Annotated in this window: 14 protein-coding genes; 6 read left to right on the top strand and 8 right to left on the bottom strand. The window is 69.0% G+C overall.

Annotation, left to right across the window (positions count from 1 at the left end; translation table 11 throughout):
- Position 1 precedes the first annotated feature (1 nt).
- The 5 genes from QHF85_RS15285 (at position 2) to QHF85_RS15265 (ending at position 5,856) form a co-directional block, all read left to right on the top strand.
- Entirely contained in the window at positions 2–1,564 is a 1,563-nt protein-coding gene (locus QHF85_RS15285; protein ID WP_281327909.1) for an NADH-quinone oxidoreductase subunit M, read from the top strand.
- On the top strand, positions 1,561–3,120 hold the full coding sequence (locus QHF85_RS15280; RefSeq protein ID WP_281327908.1) for an NADH-quinone oxidoreductase subunit M: 1,560 nt from the start codon (positions 1,561–1,563) through the stop codon (positions 3,118–3,120). Before QHF85_RS15285 ends, QHF85_RS15280 begins: the two co-directional genes overlap by 4 nt.
- 188 nt (positions 3,121–3,308) lie before the next feature.
- On the top strand, positions 3,309–3,905 hold the full coding sequence (locus QHF85_RS15275; RefSeq protein WP_281327907.1) for a sigma-70 family RNA polymerase sigma factor: 597 nt from the start codon (positions 3,309–3,311) through the stop codon (positions 3,903–3,905).
- Entirely contained in the window at positions 3,902–4,510 is a 609-nt protein-coding gene (locus tag QHF85_RS15270) for a hypothetical protein (protein ID WP_281327906.1), read from the top strand. Before QHF85_RS15275 ends, QHF85_RS15270 begins: the two co-directional genes overlap by 4 nt.
- 176 nt (positions 4,511–4,686) lie before the next feature.
- Positions 4,687–5,856, top strand: a complete 1,170-nt coding sequence (locus QHF85_RS15265; protein ID WP_281327905.1) for a porin — start codon at positions 4,687–4,689, stop codon at positions 5,854–5,856.
- A 463-nt stretch (positions 5,857–6,319) separates the two neighbouring features.
- Here QHF85_RS15265 and QHF85_RS15260 read toward each other — a convergent pair whose 3' ends face one another.
- The 5 genes from QHF85_RS15260 to QHF85_RS15240 all read right to left on the bottom strand — a co-directional run bounded on the left by QHF85_RS15260 (position 6,320) and on the right by QHF85_RS15240 (position 14,075).
- Positions 6,320–7,276 carry an IS110 family transposase gene (locus tag QHF85_RS15260; protein ID WP_281327904.1) on the bottom strand — a complete coding sequence of 319 codons (957 nt, stop codon included), beginning with the start codon at positions 7,274–7,276 and terminating at the stop codon, positions 6,320–6,322.
- 265 nt (positions 7,277–7,541) lie between these two features.
- A complete protein-coding gene (locus QHF85_RS15255; protein WP_281327903.1) occupies positions 7,542–8,204 on the bottom strand; it encodes a hypothetical protein in 663 nt (220 codons plus the stop codon).
- Positions 8,205–8,233: 29 nt separating this feature from the next.
- Positions 8,234–11,392 carry a serine/threonine-protein kinase gene (locus QHF85_RS15250; protein WP_281327902.1) on the bottom strand — a complete coding sequence of 1,053 codons (3,159 nt, stop codon included), beginning with the start codon at positions 11,390–11,392 and terminating at the stop codon, positions 8,234–8,236.
- Between the two features lie 112 nt (positions 11,393–11,504).
- Positions 11,505–12,287, bottom strand: a complete 783-nt coding sequence (locus QHF85_RS15245; RefSeq protein ID WP_281327901.1) for a hypothetical protein — start codon at positions 12,285–12,287, stop codon at positions 11,505–11,507.
- 336 nt (positions 12,288–12,623) lie between these two features.
- Complete coding sequence (locus QHF85_RS15240) at positions 12,624–14,075, bottom strand: ATP-binding protein (RefSeq protein ID WP_281327900.1); 1,452 nt, start codon at positions 14,073–14,075, stop codon at positions 12,624–12,626.
- 53 nt (positions 14,076–14,128) lie between these two features.
- On the opposite strand from QHF85_RS15240, the gene obgE reads away from it, so the two are divergent.
- On the top strand, positions 14,129–15,160 hold the full coding sequence (gene obgE / locus QHF85_RS15235; RefSeq protein WP_281327899.1) for a GTPase ObgE: 1,032 nt from the start codon (positions 14,129–14,131) through the stop codon (positions 15,158–15,160).
- A 43-nt stretch (positions 15,161–15,203) separates the two neighbouring features.
- Here the strand turns inward: obgE and QHF85_RS15230 are convergent, their stop codons facing one another.
- From QHF85_RS15230 to QHF85_RS15220, 3 genes are read right to left on the bottom strand one after another with little or no spacing between them, the layout of a single operon-like run.
- A complete protein-coding gene (locus QHF85_RS15230) occupies positions 15,204–16,448 on the bottom strand; it encodes a guanine deaminase (protein WP_281327898.1) in 1,245 nt (414 codons plus the stop codon).
- Positions 16,449–16,493: 45 nt separating this feature from the next.
- Entirely contained in the window at positions 16,494–17,087 is a 594-nt protein-coding gene (locus tag QHF85_RS15225; RefSeq protein WP_281327897.1) for a hypothetical protein, read from the bottom strand.
- Positions 17,088–17,131: 44 nt separating this feature from the next.
- Entirely contained in the window at positions 17,132–18,151 is a 1,020-nt protein-coding gene (locus tag QHF85_RS15220; protein ID WP_281327896.1) for an SUMF1/EgtB/PvdO family nonheme iron enzyme, read from the bottom strand.
- Positions 18,152–18,214: the final 63 nt, after the last annotated feature.

The raw sequence follows: 18,214 nt of genomic DNA, 5'->3' as shown, positions 1-18,214 counted from the left end.
CATGAACGAGATTCCCTATTCCTCGGCCTTGCCGTTTCCGATCCTGAGCGCGCTCATCCTCGTGCCGCTCCTCGCCGCGGCGTTCGTCCGTTCCCTGAAAAACGCGCGCCACGTCTATTCGATTGGCCTTGCCGGCGCCGCGCTCGAGCTCGTCCTCGCCGTGCTCGTCGTCGCCCGGTTCGAGCGGCACACCTCCGCGCTCCAGCTCGTCGAGCGTGTCCCGCTCTTCGGACATTTCGCCTATCACGTCGGGGTCGACGGCATCAGCGTCCTCTTTTTGCCGCTGACGGCCGTGCTCGCGCTGCTCGTCATCCTCCACGCGCAGGTCGCGTCGAAGGAGCGGCCCGGCCATTACCTCGCCGCCATTTTTTCCCTCCAGGCGACGCTCATGGGGGCGTTCGTCGCGCTCGATCTCCTGCTCTTCTGGGCGTTCGCCGCGCTCGAGCTCGTGCCCGGCACGCTGCTCGTGCGGAGCTGGGGCACGGGACCCGGCCGGCACGCGGCGGCGCGCCGGTATGCGGCGCTCAATGCGATGGGCGTCGTGCTCGTCCTCGCCGGCGCGCTCGTCCTCGGCCGCGTCACCGGCGGTCGATTCTCCCTCGACGCCCTCTTCGACATGCCCGCGCCGGCGAAGGCGCAATCCCTCGCGTTCTGGCTCTTCGTCCTCGGCTTCGCCGTCCGCATCCCGCTCTTCCCTTTCCACGGCTGGCTGCCGCCCGTCATGGCCGAGGGCCCGGTCGTCGGCGTGAGCGTCTTCCTCGTCGGCGCCAAGCTCGGCGTGTATGGCCTTTTGCGCTTCGTGGTCCCGCTCCTCCCCCTCGCCGCGCACCGCCACGCTTCCATTCTGGCGATCCTCGGCGTCGTCGGGATGCTGTACGGCGCCCTGCTCGCGCTCGTCCAGACAAACCTGCGCCGGCTCGTCGCGTTCGCCTGCCTCGCGCACACGGGCGCTGTGCTCGTGGGGCTCGCGGCGCTCAACGTGGAGGGGCTCTCGGGCGCGCTGCTCGTCACGCTGAACGTCGGCCTCAGCGCGGCCGGGCTTTATTTCGTCGCGGGCTTCTTGCATCGCCGCCTCGGCTCGACGGAGATCGATCGCGCCGCGCGCCTCTCGCATCGCGCGCCGCTCTTGTCGTTCACGTTCCTGCTCGTCGGCCTCTCCACGATCGGAATGCCGGGGACGAGCGGATTCGAGGCCGAGCACCTCGTCGTCGTGGGCGCGCTCGGCGCGCGGCACGGCATCATGGCGATCGCGGTTGGCCTCGGCAGCTTGCTCGGCGCCGCCTATCTCTTGCGGTATTTCCAGCGCGCCTTCCTCGCGCCCGCCGCGGCCGCGCCGGGCTCTGCGGCGACCGAGGTGAAATCGACGCGCGGCAAGAGCGTACGTGACCTCGGCCCGCGCGAGCTCGTCATTGCCGGCGCGGTCGGCGCGATCATCGTGGGCCTCGGGCTCTTTTCTCACCCCTTGCTCGAGGTCGTGGACGGCTCGGTCCGCGCCATGTCCACGCGGCTCGAGCACGCCAAACCGCACACGTCCCTCGTGATGCACGGGGAGGGCGCCCCGTGACGGGGCGCTCGGGAGACGCGTTCGTCGTGCAAATTCGCGAGATTTTCGCCGCAGATCAGGTCGGTTTTCCCGTCCTCTCCACGCTGATTTTCCTCCCCCTCGCCTGGGCAGTGCTCGTCCTCGCGATCGGCGACGAGAAACGCGCGCGGTGGACGGCGCTCACCGGCGCGCTGCTCGAGCTCTTCCTCTCGCTCTTCGTGCTCGCGCGGTTCTCGCCCGGGACGCCCGACGTGCAATTCGCCGAGCGGCGCTCGTGGATACCCACGCTCGGCGCGAGTTATCACCTCGGCGTCGACGGCATGAGCGTGCTCTTCTTGCCCGTCGCCTCGATGCTCGCGGTGCTCGTCCTCGTCGCCTCGTGGCACGACGTGAAGACCCGCGCCCGGGGTTTTTGCGCCTCGGTCCTCGCGCTCTCGGCGATCATGGTGGGCATCTACTCGTCCCTCGATCTCGTCCTCTTTTTCGTGTTCTGGGAGGCGTCGCTCGTCCCCATTTATTTCCTCGTGAGCCTCTGGGGCGTCGGCCCCGAGCGCCGGTATGCGGCGACGAAATTCGTGCTCACGATGCTCGCCGCCTCCGGGCCGCTCCTGCTCGGCATCGTCCTGCTCGCGGTCGCGGGCCGGCAAAGCCCGGCCGATCCGTACACGTTCGACTGGCTCGTCCTCCGCGCGAGGCCGGTCCCGTCCGCGATCGGGCCGATCGTCTTCTTCACGATGCTGACCGGCTTCGCCGTGAAGGGCCCCTTCGTCCCGCTGCACACCTGGATGCCCACGATGCTGCGCGAGTGCCCCGTGGGAATCGGCGTCATCTTGACCGGGCTCAAGCTCGGCAGCTACGGCGTGCTCCGCTTTCTCGTGCCGCTTCTCCCCGAGGCCACGGCGCGTTATGCATGGCTGCTCGGCGCCGTCGGCGTGACGGGCATCGTCTACGGCGCGCTCGTCGCGCTCGTCCAGCCAAACCTGCGGCGCATGCTCTCGTTCGCGTGCCTGAGCCACGTGGGCCTCGTCTTGCTCGGCATCTCGTCGGGCACGGCGGAGGGCCTCTCAGGCGCGGTGCTCGCGATGTTGAACCTGGGTTTGTCCGCGACCGGCCTGTTCTTCCTGACCGGTTTCCTGCAGAGCCGCGTGGGTTCGTCCGAGGTCTCGGCGCTCGGCGGCGTCGCGCAGAAAGCGCCGCGCGCGGCCGTGATGTTCCTCCTCCTCAGCCTCGCCGGCATCGGCGTCCCCGGCACGAGCGGCTTCCCCGGCGAGCACCTCGTCCTGTTCTCCGCGTACGAGACGAGCCTCCCGCTGCTCGGATTCGCGCTCCTCGGCACGATCCTCGGCGCGGCGTACGTCCTGCGGGTCTTCGAGCAGGTCTTTCTCGGCCCCGTGACGCGCCCGCGCGTCGCCTCGATGAAGGATCTCCGGCCGCTCGAATGGGGCGTCGTCGGATGCCTTTCCATTCTCGTGCTCGTGGTCGGCCTGTATCCGCGGCCTTTGCTCGCGATCGTCGGCCCGAGCGCCGAGGCCCTCGCGCGCCCCGTCCCCAGCACCGTCGTCGCCGGGCGCCCGTGATCTCGCGCCCCGACGCGCTCGCCCGGGAACCCAGGCCGAGCTCGTTCCGTCCCACTCCGGACATGCGCGCCACCTCGGAATCAAGGGCGTTCTCCGCGGAAGGACCGATCTTCCAGCTTGCCGGAGTGGCCCCGCGTCTTGGCTACGCTAGAGTGGCCCCGTCGTCGCAGATGCTCGACGGGTTCACCATGGCTTCTCCACAATCCAGTCCCCTTGCGGAAAGCCGCGCGCAGTTCGAGGCGGCGGTTCGCCCGGTCCTGCCGCGACTCTATCGCTTTTGCCTCGCCCTCTCGGGTGACCGCGACCGGGCCGACGACCTCTTCCAGAACACGCTCATCAAGGCCTACGCGAACGCAGCCTCGTTCGAGGGCCGGAGCGATCTCGTGGTCTGGATCTGCGGCATCGCCCGGCACGAGCACCTGGAGGCGCGGCGCACCGAGGCGCGGCGGCGCGGGCTCTTCGAGCAATTCGTCGATGCCTGCGCTTCGGCGCTCGGGTTCGGGGCGGAGGACGAGCGAAAGAGCCCGGAGGCCCTCGTGATCCAGAACGAGCACGCGGGCCAGCTCCTCGCGTGCTTGCAGACGTTGCCGGAGGAATTCCGCACGGTGGTGGTCCTCTGCGACATCGAGGAGCTCGGATACGATCGGGTGGCCGAGATCCTCGGCGTCCCCAAGGGGACCGTGAAGAGCCGACATGCCCGCGGGCGGGCGCGTCTACGGCTGGCTTATGAAAAGCTCGTGGCGGCGAAGCCCGAAACGCCGGCGAGGGAGGAGGAGTCGACATGAATTCGAAAGACCTACCCCCGCTCCCCGAGAAGCTGGAGGAAGAGATCCGCGCGCTCCGCCAGGTGAAACCGCCGCAATCGCTCGTCGAGCGCGCGTTCGCCAGTTTGCCCGAGCGCTCGGCCTCCGAGCGTCGCACGAGCAAGGATATCCCGGACAAACCTCGCCCGGACGGAAGCTCGGCGTTCGTGCGGATCGCGCCCGCGATGGCGCTCGCGGCGGCGCTCGCGTATGGCATCTATGGGCATGTGCGCTCGGAGGGGCCCGAGGTCGTGCGGATCGAAGAGCGCGCGGTCGCGTTGCCGGAGGCGGGGCACGCCTGGACCGAGCTCCACTTGCAGACGCAGCACCACGACGATCAGCCGGCGCTCGTGAGCCTCGAAGTGCCGACGCACGTGCGCGTGGTGCTCCCGTCGGAGAGCGACACGAAGCTCGAACGGCAGTGTGTCGAGGACCGCTGCGTGCACAAGTTCACGCACCACAATGGCAGGGGCGTCCCCTTGCGTGTGGCTGTCGCGCACCCGGGCCGATACGAGATTCACGTCCGTCACGAATCGAAGAAAGCCGCCCTCCGTGAGCAATTCGTGCTGACGGCCAGCCGCGATTGAAGGCTTCCGGCGGCAGGGAACATCCCTCCGCCCCATCGATGGAAACCTAGCCCTCCGAGCCCCCGGGCGCCGCGCCCTACCGCGCAGCGCCTCCGGCTCGTCCTCCGCGCCGACCCGGGTTTGGCGGCGCGATCGTTCGTCCTGGTACGTCCGCGCTGCGGACCGCTGGAGGTATCGTGTCTCATCGCATTCGCGCGCTCGCGAGCGGACTCGCGTCGCTCGCCCTGGCCTCTTTCTTCGCGCTCCCCGCCGCCCACGCCGACGCGCCCGCCAAGAGCGACAAATTCGAATTCCACGCCTCGCTCGCCGACGGGCTCGGCTTCCGCACCGCGCAGGACAAATTCGTCCTCGACGCGGGCGTGCTCAGCCAGACGCGCTTCGATCTCGTGTCGAACAGCGACGGGCTCGCGACCGACGGATTCAACGTCGCCGTGGTACGCCCGTACATCCGGGCCCGCGCATTCCACGACCAGATCCGCTTCTTCGTGCAACCCGAGCTCGCAACGGCCACGCCGAAGCTGCTCGACCTCGAGATCGCGTGGCAGCCAATCCCGGAGATCGGCATCAAGGTGGGCCAGTTCTTGACGCCGTTCAGCCGGGCCTTCCTCACGCCGGTGCCCGTCCTCCAGTTCCCCGATTTTTCGCGCATGAACGAGCGATTCAGGGCATCGCGCGACACGGGCATGATGCTGTTCGGCTCGACCGGCAAGGGGCGCCTGGAGTATTTCGCGGGCGCATTCAACGGAAATGGCATCGACAAGGGCGGGAACGACGACACGTCCGTGATGGGCATCGGCCGCATCGCGGTAAACCCAGTCCGCGCCATGCCCTACGACGAGACGCCTTCCCTGCGTGGCGCCGTTCCCTTCGGCATCGCGATCGGCCTCAATGGCATCGCCGACCGCGCGCACCCGACGAAGCAGCAGACGGACCCCGCGACGGGCGCGCAGACGACCGTGGCCCTGCCAGCCGAGACACGCCTCACCGCGGGCGCCGACGTCTTCATCGCCTGGAATCGATTCACGTTCCTCGCCGAGGCCTACGCAAAGCAGGTGCAGCCGGACGAGGGCAAACGAATCCAGGGTTTCGGCGGTTACGCGCAGGCGGGGTATTTCGTGGTGCCGAAGCGCTTCGAGATCGCAGCGCGCGCGGGCGTGATGGATCCCGACACGTCGAAGCCAGACACCGAGCGCAGCGTCGAAGGGCTGCTCAACGGCTACGTCGTGGGCAACCACCTCAAAATGGGCCTGCGCTACATGTGGCTCCGCACCGACGCGAAGACAGCCGACGGCTACGCGGCCGGCACGAACCACAAGCTGACCTTCCAGGTGCAGCTCTGGATCTAGGTGGCGCCGCCGCGCCGGGGCGCTGCCCCGGACCCCGCGGGGGCTGTTCGCCCCTCGACCCGAACCAGGGCCAGCCCTGGACCTTTTGGGGAAGAACTGCGCGATGCGCAGTTCTTCCCACAGGCCGGTGGGACCGCGTCGCCAGTTGAGCCGTCAGCGCGGCTGTCTTGGTTGGCAGGGTCGGTTGCGGTCTTGACCTGGCCCGTTCGATGAACTGCGCATTGCGCAGTTCATCGACCACGAGTCCAGCGCTTGCGCTGGTCCGGGTCCAGCAACTGTTTTCGTTCTCGGTCTCAGCTGGCAGGGCCCTCCGACAGGGCGTCCGCCATCGCCCCGGAGACCGTGGCGCCGTGCTCGTCAGCGTCCAGGTTCTTCGACCCGCTCCGCGGGCGCACCGCGGCCTTGACGCTCGCTGTGCGCGGCGCCCGATGACCCGTTCAGCGATGGCGGACGGCAACTCGCGTTAGGTCGGAGCTGCCACCTCGTTCGACTTCCAGCGACACCCTGACCGTAACATCGCGTTCAGCATCGTCAGCAGCTTGCGCATACACGCCACCAGCGCGACTTTCTTCGCTTTTCCCACGCTCAGCAGCCGCTGGTAGAAGCCTCGGATCGTGTCGTTGCGTTTCGTCGCGACCAGCGTGGCCATGTACAGCGCTGCGCGCATCGACGCGCGTCCGCCCCAGATGCTGCGTTTGCCTTGCATCTTGCCGCTATCGCGGTTGAGCGGCGCTACCCCGACCAGCGCTGCGATCTGCTTGCGGTTCAGCGTCCCGAGCTCGGGCAGCGACACCAGCACCATCGACGACACCACCGGACCGACTCCGGGCACCGACTGAAGCAGCTCGTCTTTTTCACGCCACATCGGGCTGTTGCGCACGCTCTTGGTGATGTCCTTGTCCAGGTCCTTCACCTGCTTGCGCAGCCACTCGATGTGTTGCTCCAGGCTCTTGCGCATCGAGCTGACGCGGCATCCGCTGAGCCGGCATTTCTCGGCCACGAGCATCTCGAGCAGCTGGCGACGACGCATCACCAACGCCTCCAGCTCCCGCGTCTGCGCATCGGGTAACGGCCGCGGTTCCGGGCGCACGGCCTCGCCGAAGTGCGCCAGCACCGCCGCGTCGATCGCATCGGTCTTCGCCAGCTTGCCCAGCGCCTTCGCAAAATCTCGCGGCTGGCGAGGATTCACGATCGCAACAGCCACCCCCGCCGCTGCGAGGTCCGCTGCCACGGCCGTTTCCAGGCCTCCCGTCGCTTCCATCACGACCAGCGTCGGCCGCGCCTGTTGCACGAACCCGACGAGCGTATGCAGCTCGTCCGCTGCAAAACGACGCGCGGTTCCCGTCGGTCGAACCGCGACGTCCAGGTGATCCTTGGCAACGTCAATGCCTACAAAACACGCTTGTTCTTGTTGCTCCATGGTGCCTCGTGGATCCAAAGGCAGCCTCCGGCGTGTCCCATCCTTGCTGATGCGAGCTAGAGCTCAGACAACTGTTCGGGCTTACCGCCGGAGGACGAGAGCGCGGCGACCCATGCTGGACCACGGGCTCGAAGACCCAAGGGGCCACGGTCTACCGCGCCCTCTGCCTCCAGACAGGCAAACCCTAGCGCAGTCTGAAGATACAAGGGGCGGATAGCCCCGGTGGGGCCTGGGGCAAAGCCCCAGCGAAGCGCCCCCGAATCGCTCACTCGAAGAAATTCGTATGAATATCCGCGTTCGCGCCGGCCGTCGTGCGGTTGTCGGTCCAGATCGTGAGCGCCCGGGCGCCGGCCGCGTTCGTCAGGACGAACGGATTGCGTGAATCGGCGGCGCCCACGGGCAAGGGGGCGCCTGCCGTGCCGACATCCATGCGCAGGTCGAGCGGCTGGAACGTCGCGCCGCCGTCGAAGGAGTGGTTTGCGAAGATGTCGCGCTGGCCGCTCCGCGCGTCTTCCCACGCGACGAACACGAGGCTCGCGCCGCCGAGCGCGACGCGCGGGCGGGTCGAGGCGCTCGTGCCCGCGACGGTGCCGAGGTCCGCGCGCGCGGAGGTCGGCTGCCAGGTGACGCCGCCGTTCGTCGAATGGTTCAGGCGAATGTCGGGCAAGCCGCTCCGCGTCCGAAATAATAGGATGGCGTTCAGCGGGTTGTTCGCGGCCGTGGCGGCGAGGCCCTCGCCGATGTTGAGGCCGACCTGGATGCACCCCTCGGCGTTGCCGCTGCCCGGGCAATTCGCGACCTGCACGGGGACGACGAGCCCATCGGTCTGCTCGACGACCGCGCGCGCATCCCCGGGCGACAAGCAAAAACCGAGGGCCACGAGCGCGAGCCACGCCGCCCGCGGAGGGCCTGATCGAAGGATCTCCATGATCTCGCGAGCGCGCGCCACAAGAGGCTTCAGGGGGCGCGGCGAAGGGCGGCGCGCCGGTCCTGGAAGCGCCGCGGCAAGAGGGGGTTCGTCGTGATCGCCTCGTCGAACCATTCCACGGCGAGCCGCGTGTCCTCGGCGCGCGCCCGCGCCGCGAAGACGAACCCCTTGGCCGCCATGGCGAGGGCCCATTTCGGGTTGTGCCGGAGGGCCTCGTCGGCGGCGGCGAGGCCCTCCGCGAGGAGTTTTTCGCGCGTCTCGTCGTTTGCCGGCCGCGCTTCGGCGCGGAGCGCGAGGAGCTCGGCGAGCGCCGCATGGAGCGGGGCGTGGCGGGTATTGACGCGCAATCCCTCCCGGAGGACACGCTCGGCCTCGTCGATCAGCGCCGCACGGTCCTCGCCGCGGAGCGCCGCGCGCCGCGCCATGGTCATCAGGAGCTGGCTGAGCTCGAGGCGAATGGCAGGCTCGCGTGCGTCGATCTCGACGGCGCGGCGCATCTCGGCGCGGGCCTCGTCGAGGGCCTTTTGCGCGTCGGCGTTTTTCCGAAGGAGAAAGAGCGCTCGCACGTGCTTGGCGGCGCCCATGCCGAAATGGGTGTCGGCCTCGTCCTTGTTGAGGTCGAGCGAGGCCTGGAAGCTCGCCTCGACGCGATCCAGCGTCGCCGTGGGATCGGCGCCGGTCGCCTCCTCGTATTGCGCGGCGGCGAGCTCGGCCCAGCCGCGGTTGTTAAGCATGGGGAGCCATTTCGGATTGACCTCGGCGCCGCGCGCGCAAGCCTCGACGGCGCGCTGCGCGGTGGGGCGCGGATCCTTTCCGATCGAGACTTCGTAGCTCGCGCGGATGGAGAGCACGAAGGCCATGTTGGAGTAAGAGCCGATGTAAGCCGGATCCTCCTTCGCGGCGCGCACGAACCTCTCCACGGCGCGATCGATGGAGGGCCTCGGATCGATGCCGCGGTCTCTCTCGTGGTCGGCCCTCACGATGAGCGCGAGCCCGGCGTCGTTCCATGCCCACGCGAGCGTCGGCTCGATGCGCGTGGCCTCGTCGCAGCTCTGCATGGCGCGCTCGAGGGAGGGAATGGGATCGAGCCCGATCTTGCGCTCGTGCTGCGCAAGGATGATGTAGGCATTGCCCACGCCATCGTCGGCGATCGCGTCCTCGCCCGAGAGCCGCTTCGCCGCGAGCCATATCTCGATCCCGGCCTCCAGCGTGGGGCGCGGATCCTCGCCGCGGCGAAGCTGGCTGTAGCCGACGTGGTAATGCGCGCGTCCCTTCTTCCGGAGCGCGCCGACGCTTTTCGGATTCGACGCGAGCGCCGCGTCGCAGGCCGCGAGCGCAGCCTCGAATGCGGCGCGGTAGGGGCGCCCCTCCCAGATGTCGAGGAGGAGCCGCTGATTCCACGCCTCGGCGAGCGCCTCGTGAACGACCGCGTCGCTGCGGGCCATGGCCGACGCCGCCTGATACGCCTCGATCGCCAGGGCGAGCAGGCGTCGCCCCTCCTCCTGGCGCCCGCTCTCGCTCGCCGTGATCCCTGCCTCGAATCGCGCGTCCCCTTCGAGCTTCTTCGCCTCGTAAAGCCAGGGCGACTCCTCCGCCGCGAGCCGCGCCTTTGCCGCAGCGTCGTCGTAACGCTTCTCGTAAAGCGCGACGAGCCCGTCCATGTACGCCCTCGACTCGACCTCGGTCTCGCCGCTTTCGCGGAGGTGCCCGAGCGCCGGGTCGCGGAAGCTCGCCTCGGCCTTCCGGATCGCGGCCTCGCGCGCCGCCGCGTCCTCGATGCGGCGCGCGCCGTCGAGCTCCTCTTGGTACCGCCCGCCCAGCGCGAGGCCGAGCGCGTAATGCACCTCGGGCTTCGTGTACCCCGCCCCGAACGCTCGTTCGAGTTGCTTCTGCGCCGTCTCGTATTCGTGCAGCGCCAAATGCCCGCGGCCGAGCGCGTAATGGCCGGGGCCCTCGCCGACGCGCCCGGCCGCCGCCATCCGTCGCTCGATTTCGGCGAGCCGCGCCCGCACGACGCGGTGCTCGCGCTCGACGTCGTGCGCAGGAAAAGCGTATGCGCTCCGTAGAAAGAGCTCGACGTATTTCACGTCCTCGCCGAGCTCCCGCGCGAGCCTCGCTTGCTCGGACGCGTGCCGCGCGGCGTTCACCCACATGCCCCCGAGGATCAGCGCGACCGAGAGCCCGATGCACGCGACGAGGACGACGGCCCGGTTTTTCCGCGCCTTCGCCCACAGGACATACGCGAGCGAGGCCCGCTTCGCCTGGATCGGCTCTCCGTCGAGGAAGCGCTGCAGATCGTCGCCGAGGGCCCGCGCCGACTCGTACCGCCGCGAAGGATCTCGCTGGAGGCACGTCATCACGATGGTCTCGAGCTCGGTCGGCACGCCCCGCCGGATGCTCCCGAGCACGGGCGCGTCCTCGAGGATCACCTGCGTCAGGATCGACATCGCGTTCGACCCGACAAACGGCGTCCGACCCGCGACGAGCTCGTAGAGCGTGGCGCCGAGGCTATAGACGTCCGTGCGTCGATCGAGCAGCGTCGAGTTCCCCTCGGCCTGCTCGGGGGACATGTACGACGGCGTTCCCACGATGGCGTTCTGGAGCGTCTCGCCGCCGCTCGACACCTCGCGGGCCAGCCCGAAATCGACGACGTAAGGCTTGAGCGAGCCGTCCTCGGCCGTCATCACCATGATGTTGCCGGGCTTGATGTCGCGATGAACGAGGCCGAGCCGGTGCGCCTCGTGGAGCGCCGCCGCGACCTCGCGGACGACCTTCACCTTCTGCTCCAGCGTCATCTTGGGGTGCGCGCGATCGAGCGGCACACCCTCGATGAGCTCCATCGCAATGTACGGCTCGCCGTCGGCCTCGCCGACCTCGTAGACGCGGCAAACGTTGTCGTGCTGCACGCGCGCCTGCGCCCGGGCCTCGGCCAGAAAGCGCCGCGTGTCGTCCGGGTCGTCGCTCTTCAGGAGCTTCAGCGCGACCGCGCGGCCGAGGCGCGGATCCCAGCCGCGGAACACGGTCCCCATCGCGCCTTCGCCGATGAGGCGGAGCTCCTCGTATCGCTCCCGCAGCGCAGCGGGCGGGACGCGGTCCTCACCACTCCCTCCGGTGCCGACGCGCGTGTGGCTCTGCGCCGCACGCGCGTCCAGCGTCTCCGCCATTCCGTCGCTGCGCGCAATCTCCATATTGCGAAAAAGCCTACCATGGCCGCTCGCGAGGCTGCCATGAGCGTTGCGGAATCATTGCGTAAGCGGACGCCCGTACATCGTCGGGGGTTCGCCCGAGAGAATGGAATCCCTACCGATACACGGTGAGCACGTTGCCGTACACACCACAGGACTTCCACCCCGACGCCGCGTCATCGCCGTCGTACGCCGCGCAGTTGTCGGAGCATTTGCCGTCCCCGGTGAAAGGATTCGTGTATTGCTTCTCTCCGGACGAACCGATGCGCCCATCGATCGGCGACGTCAAGGCGCCGGCGCTGTTGCAATAATGGAACTCCGGCGGGCTCTTGAAGACGTTGCCGAAGAAGGCGCCCTCCTGCGTGGGATACGCCGAGCTCGTCCCCGGGCCGATCAAGGGGAAGTCGTCCCGGTTGCCGACGAGGAAGATGGAGACGTGCTCGCCGGTCGTGTTGAGGTGCGCGCCGAGGCAGGCGGTCATCCGCTCCTGGCAATCCTCGTCACAAGCACCGTCCTCCCACTCCGGGGCGACGCCGAGCAGGCCGTCGAAGGGGTACTCCACGAGGTTCTCGTCGCGCTTCGTGATCGTACGGCCCGCCGGGAGCGCGCACTTGATGATGTACTCGACGGTCTTGCGACCCAGCTCCGAAGTCATCAGCCCGACGCCATTCTGGAGGCCATTGCCCGTCCCGAGGCCATTGCCCGTCCCGAGGCCATTGCCCGTCCCGAGGCCATTGCCCGTCCCGAGGCCATTCACGACGGCGAAGCCGTTCGTGCTCCCGACCTCTTGCTCCGCCGCGGCGACGTCTCCCTCGTCCCAGCCTTCGCCCTCGAAACCGCCACATCCGGTCAACGACACGAGGATCGCCGCACACCCTGCGATATGACTCAGCTTCATAAGGTTTCTCCTGCGTTAGCGAGCAAAGACGGCACCATGATGCAGACTACCCGGCAATCGCAACATGTCAATAGGCCCGCCCGCGTATTTCCGCAGAACAGGCTGATGATACGAATACAGTATCGACGGCACGTCTCGGCCCCTTTATCCGGGGTCATCTCACGACGTCACGCCACGTCACCCGTGGAGAACGAGCCGCAACGAGCGGTGAACCGCACGCCCCACGAAATGGGCGTCACCGAGGCGCGCTCTCTCCGCACGTGCCGGGCGCAATCGAGGATACGTGGTCGCGCCCACTGCATTCGCGCGTGACCACGCCGCCCGCGGCCGCGAAGACTAACCCCGCGGCAAGATGACCTTGACCGTGGTGCCTTCGCCTTTTTTCGTATCGACGACGACCCGACCGCCATGCTGGTCGACGATTTTTCGCACAATGGCGAGGCCGAGCCCCGTCCCGGCGGCCTTCGTCGTGAAAAACGGGTCGAAGATTTCAGCGAGAATATGGGGGTCGACGCCCGGACCGTTGTCACCGATGGAGAGCCACGCGTCGCGCTCGTCCGCGCCCACCCGCGCCCGGAGGACGCCGCCCTGGGGCATCACGTCGAGCGCATTGACCACGAGGTTCAAGACGACCTGCTTGAGCTTCTCGACGTCGCCGACCGCGATGACGCCCGCCGCGAGCTCTCGCACGAGCTCGATCCCGTGCGCGGCGATGGCCTCGGCTTCGAGGTCGAGCACCTCGTCGACCACACGCCCGAGATCCAGGGGCTCGCGTTGCGGCGCCCGCGGCCGCGCGAGCTCCAGGAAGTCCGTGAGCAGCCGTTCGAGGCGCTTGATCTCGCTCTCCACGATGCGCACTCGCGTCCGCATCGGATCCCGCACGGTCGGCGCGTCGAGCCGCTCGATGCCACGCCCGAGCAGGTGCAGCTCGAGCACGGCGGCGTTCAGCGGATTGCGGATCTCGTGCGCGAGGCCAAGCGCGAGGGGCGCCATCGCGTTCAAGGCCTCCGCGTCGGCCGCGCGGCGCTCGAGCGCGCGCCGCGCGGTCACGTCGATCCCGATGCCATAGACGAGCTCGATCCGCTTGCCCGCGCCTCGCACCGCGCTGAGGTGCCAGCGGACACGGCGAAACGCGCCCATGGCGTCCCGCACGCCGACCTCGATCTCGGTCGCGGTGCCGTCGTCACGAACGGCGTCGAACGCCTGGCAGAACTTCTTTCTCCCGTCGTCGTCGAGGATGTTGTCGGGCAACGCGCCGCGGAGCGCCGCCTCGGTGGGGACGCCGGTCATGGCGGCGAGGCGCGGGTTCCAGAGCGTGACGTCGCCGGAGGCGTCGAGGCCGACGATGAGGACGTCCGCCGCGTCGACGATGGCGCGGTAGCGGCGCTCGAACTCCTCGCGCTCGCGCTTCAGGGCGATCTTTTCGAGGGCCTGGGCGACGGTGGAGATGAGCTCGGCCGGCCGGAAGTTCTTCAGGATGAACGCGAAGGCGCCGGCGCGGAGGGCGGCGATGGCGGTGTTGACCGTGGCGTTGCCGGTGACGAGGACGATCTCGCCGTGCGGGCAGGCCTCGCGCAGGGGGCCGATGAGGTCGACGCCGCTGCCGTCGGGCAGCTTGACGTCGACGACCGCGACCTCGAAGCCGTCCTTCTGGGCCCGCCCGAGCGCCTCGGCGCCGGTTTCGGCGAGCGAGACCTCCACGTCGAGGTCGGGATCCCCCGAAAGGACGTCCCGGAGGTTCTTCGCGAGGCTCTGGTTGTCGTCGACGATCAGGATCCGTGCCGGCAATTTCGTCTCCTTCGCTGTCGTATCCCTATCATTGTGGTAGAAGCCGCGCCGCCATGCGGTTCGTCGACGAGTGTCAGGTCAAGGTGGTAGCAGGCAGCGGCGGCAACGGGTCCGTTGCCTTCCGCCGGGAGAAGTACATCCCCTTCGGAGGCCCCTCGGGGGGCGACGGGGGTCGCGGCGGGGACGTCGTGCTCGTCGGCGACGAAGGGATGAGCACGCTGCTCGACTTCGTCTACGCGCGGACGATCGAGGCGGACCGGGGCGAGCACGGTCAAGGTTCGGACTGCCATGGGCGCGGGGGCGAAGACCGCGTGGAGCGCGTGCCGGTCGGTACGCAGATCTACGACGCCGAGACGGGCGAGCTCATCGCGGACGTGACAGCGCACGATCAGCGTGTGGTCGTGGCGCGCGGGGGCAAGGGGGGTCGAGGCAACATCCACTTCAAGAGCGCGGAGGAGCGGGCGCCGCGGCGGGCGGAGAAGGGCGACCTGGGCGAGGAGCGAGAGCTCCGGCTTTCGCTGAAGGTGCTGGCGGACGTGGGGCTCGTGGGCTTCCCGAACGCGGGCAAGAGCACGTTCGTCGCGTCGGTGTCGAAGGCGCGGCCGAAGATCGCGGATTACCCGTTCACGACGCTGACGCCGACGCTCGGCGTGGTGGAGATCGGCGGCGGGAGGCGGGCGGGCGGCACGCATTTCGTGATCGCGGACATCCCGGGCCTCGTGCCGGGCGCGAGCGAAGGCGTGGGCCTCGGGACGCGATTCTTGAAGCACCTCGAGCGCACGGGGGCGCTCTTGCACCTCGTGACGATCGATCCGGGCGAAGGGCGGGATCCTTTGAAGGATTACCGTGCGATCCGGAAGGAAATCGGGAAATACAGCGAGGCACTGGCGGGGCGGCCGGAGATCGTCGCGCTCTCGAAGGCGGACCTGCCCGAGGTGAAGGAGGCCTACCCGGCGATCCGAAAGCGCTTCAAGCGAGCGAAGATCGACCTGCACCTCGTGAGCGCCGCGACGGGGGAAGGGATGCCGGAGCTGATCGCCGCGTTGTTTCAGATGGTGAACGAGGGGCGGCGACCGTCGAAATGAACGGGAGGCCCGTTTTTCGGGCCCTTACATTCCGTGCCGCTGCTCACCCCCCCACGACCCGCCGCCCGCGCACATAGGCCTCCCGCACGGGCGTCGTGTCGCTGCTGAACACGATCCGCGAGAGCACGTCGCTTCGCTCCTGCACGTAGGCCGAGAGCTCGATCACGCAGAAATCGGCGTCCTTGCCCGCTTCGAGGCTGCCCGTCTCGGGCGCGATGCCGAGCGCCTCCGCGCCGCCGAGCGTGCCCAATCGGAAGAGCTGCTCGGGGGCGATCGAGTCGCCGACGCACGTCGCATTGTCATACGTGGAGGACATGATGCGGCGCACGTCGAAGGTGCGGCCCGCAGCGACGTCCGTGCCGAGCGCGACGGGGATCGAGCGGGCGCGCGCCTCGGCGAGGAGCATGCGGCCGCTGCCGAGGAAGAAGTTCGAATCGGGGCAATGCGCGATGCGAGCGCCGCGCGCGCGGACCCGATCCCATTCGTCCGGCGAGAAGTGAATGGCGTGCGCGAGGAGCGTGCGCTCGCCGAGCAGGCCCGTGCGGTCGTAGATGTCGATGTAATCCGTGGCGAACGGGTGCACGGCGAGCGCCGCGCGGCACTCGTCGGGGTTCTCCGAGACGTGCGTCTGGACGAACAGGCCGTGATCCTGGGCGAGCCGGCCCGCGCCTTCGAGCAAGGCGCGCGAGCAGGTGGGCGCGAAGCGCGGGGTGATCACGAAGGAGAGGCGGCCGCGATCGAAGCCATGGTAGGCGCGGACGAGCTCGGCGCACGCGGCGAGCGCGCGATCGGCGTCGACGCGGAGGGGCTCGGGGCAATGCTGATCCATGAGGGTCAGGCCCGCGAAGGCGCGATGGCCGCTCCGCGCGAGGGCCTCGAAGAGGACACGCGTGGCCGCGGGGTTCGAGCTCGAATAAAGGACGGCCGTGGTGGTGCCGGCCGCCGCGAGCCTTTGCGTGAGCTCGGCGGCGACGGCCGTGGCGTGGCGTTCGTCGAGGAAGCGCGCTTCTTCGGGGAAGACCGTGCGTTCGAGCCACGGCAAGAGGGGGCCGGTGGCGCTGCCGATGACGCGGGTCTGCGGGTAATGCAGGTGCGCGTCGACGAACCCAGGCACGAGGAGCCACGGACGAACGTCGCGCACGAGGGCGCCGTTCGGCGGGCCGGTCCAGGGTTCGACGGCGTCGATGCGGCCGTCTTCGCCGATCACGAGGACGCCGTCGTCGAGGTACCGGAGGCCCTCGCCGCCCGAACATGCGGTCATGATCCTGCCGCGAAACGCTCGCTTCATGCTCGCCCCTCTCTCGCGCCGCGCGTCACGGAACACCGACGATCGTCAACGAATCGCAAGCTGGCTCCTCTGCATCCAGCCCATGAGGACACCCTCGGCGCCAGTTTGCAAGACGAGGACCCACTCGCCCTGCTCGCGGACGACGAAGACCGAGTCCCCGACGCTGACCTCCCCCGTGGGATCGGCGTCCTCCGAGGCCGAGAGGCGCAAGGTCGCCTTGCGACGCACGACGGCAGGGCGCATGCGCCCTCGAGGCGCGCCCTCGTCGGGCTCGGCGCTGTCCGCGGTCCGACCCGAAGCGCGGGGGGCATCGCGGAACGGGTCGAAGCGCGGTCCGAGGAGCGGTTCGCTGCCGTGATCGTCGTCGTCTTCGTCGTCGGCGAGCCCGCTCCCGATCGGGTGCGGATCGGCCACGGGGCTTCGCAAGGGCGAGCGGAACACGCCGGAAGGACCGAACGGCGCGAGGCCGGCGGCGCGGAGGAGCGCAGGCGTCGCGGAGACGGCGACGAAGCAAGCCGTCGCGACGAGGAGGAGCGTCGTGAGCGTGTCGATCCAGCGCCCCGGGCGCGGCGCGGGGCCTTGCCCCTCGGGTGCGGGGCCTTCGGGCGAAGGAGGCGGGGGCGCGGAGGAGGTCGTCACGCGTCGAGGATAGGGCAGCGCGGGCGGCGAGGCAGGTCCCGCGACTACTTGAGCTCCCGCGGCAGCGGCGCGACCGCGGGATCGGCATTTTCGCTCTTCGCCTCGAGGGTGGTCCCGACGGCGGCGCAGCAGCGGAAGCCCTGCTGATAAAACGTGTGGTTCTCGTCGTGCGAGCGCGTGGAGGGCCGGCACCGCGTGCGGACCGGGCCCCAGTAGCCGCCCTTCAGGATGGAGGCGTGGGGCTCCCAGGTCCGGACGTTCCGGGTCCACTCGTCGACGTTGCCGGTCATGTCGTAGATGCCGAACGGGCTCTTGCAGCGCGGTCGCGAGCCCGAAGGGACGCCCTGCCACAGGCGGTCGAGCTCGTTCATGGCGGCGAGTCCGTCGCGGGGCTGCATGGCGCGCTCGTTGTAGGGGCGCCACTTGTTGTCGATGACGCACGCCTCGGTGTCGCGCACATAGCCGTAGGGGTAGGGCTGCGCCTCTTCCCCCTCGCAGGCGAACGTCCACTCGAGCTCGTCGCAGAGGCGCTTGCCTTGCTCGGCGCAGAGCTCGCTCGCCTCGTGGAAGTTCACCATGATGACCGGATAGTCGCCCTTCCGGTTCGGGTACTCGAAGCGATCCATGCAGAAGTGCATGGGCTTGGTGGGCAGCTCCTTCGAGAGCGCGAGCCACTGGTCCCGGTCGAACTCGGCGCAGCGCTCCGGGTAGTCACGGCTGATCCACTTCGTGCAGGTCTTCTTCTGCAGCTCCTCGACGGACTTGCCGTCGTAGGCGGCCGTCGCCGAAGGATCGACCTTCATCGTGCCCTTCACCTCGACCATGCCGCCCGGGCAAGACCTGCGGTTCGCTTCGAGCATGTCCGTGGTCTCGGTCGGCTCGGTGGAAGACGCGATGATCTGCCAGTGCTTGCCCCCGACGAGGCGCCACTCGTGCGTCGGCTTGCGCGGGACCACGCCCCGGATCGCGCCGAGCGCGAGCGAGAGCGGTAGCTCCTGCTTTTCGGCGAACTTGACGATGCCCACGGCGGAAGCGACGACGCAGGAGAGCACGCTCGCGCCCACGAGGGCATGAACCGTGCGCGATCCGCGCGGAGTCGGCTCTGGGGTGGGGGCAGGCGACGGGGA

It is taken from the genome of Polyangium sp. 6x1 (genome assembly GCF_029946515.1).
Classification (GTDB): Bacteria; Myxococcota_A; Polyangia; order Polyangiales; family Polyangiaceae; genus Polyangium.
Note: the sequence above shows the minus strand (reverse complement) of the source record. Positions and strands in the feature narration are given on the sequence as shown.

Bases quoted from the DNA above. Each gene is read 5' to 3' on its own strand.
- QHF85_RS15285 (WP_281327909.1), top strand. From the start codon at position 2: ATGAACGAGATTCCCTATTCCTCGGCCTTGCCGTTTCCGATCCTGAGC.
- QHF85_RS15275 (WP_281327907.1), top strand. From the start codon at position 3,309: ATGGCTTCTCCACAATCCAGTCCCCTTGCGGAAAGCCGCGCGCAGTTC.
- QHF85_RS15270 (WP_281327906.1), top strand. From the start codon at position 3,902: ATGAATTCGAAAGACCTACCCCCGCTCCCCGAGAAGCTGGAGGAAGAG.
- QHF85_RS15260 (WP_281327904.1), bottom strand. From the start codon at position 7,276: ATGGAGCAACAAGAACAAGCGTGTTTTGTAGGCATTGACGTTGCCAAG.
- QHF85_RS15255 (WP_281327903.1), bottom strand. From the start codon at position 8,204: ATGGAGATCCTTCGATCAGGCCCTCCGCGGGCGGCGTGGCTCGCGCTC.
- QHF85_RS15250 (WP_281327902.1), bottom strand. From the start codon at position 11,392: ATGGAGATTGCGCGCAGCGACGGAATGGCGGAGACGCTGGACGCGCGT.
- QHF85_RS15245 (WP_281327901.1), bottom strand. From the start codon at position 12,287: ATGAAGCTGAGTCATATCGCAGGGTGTGCGGCGATCCTCGTGTCGTTG.
- obgE (WP_281327899.1), top strand. From the start codon at position 14,129: ATGCGGTTCGTCGACGAGTGTCAGGTCAAGGTGGTAGCAGGCAGCGGC.
- QHF85_RS15230 (WP_281327898.1), bottom strand. From the start codon at position 16,448: ATGAAGCGAGCGTTTCGCGGCAGGATCATGACCGCATGTTCGGGCGGC.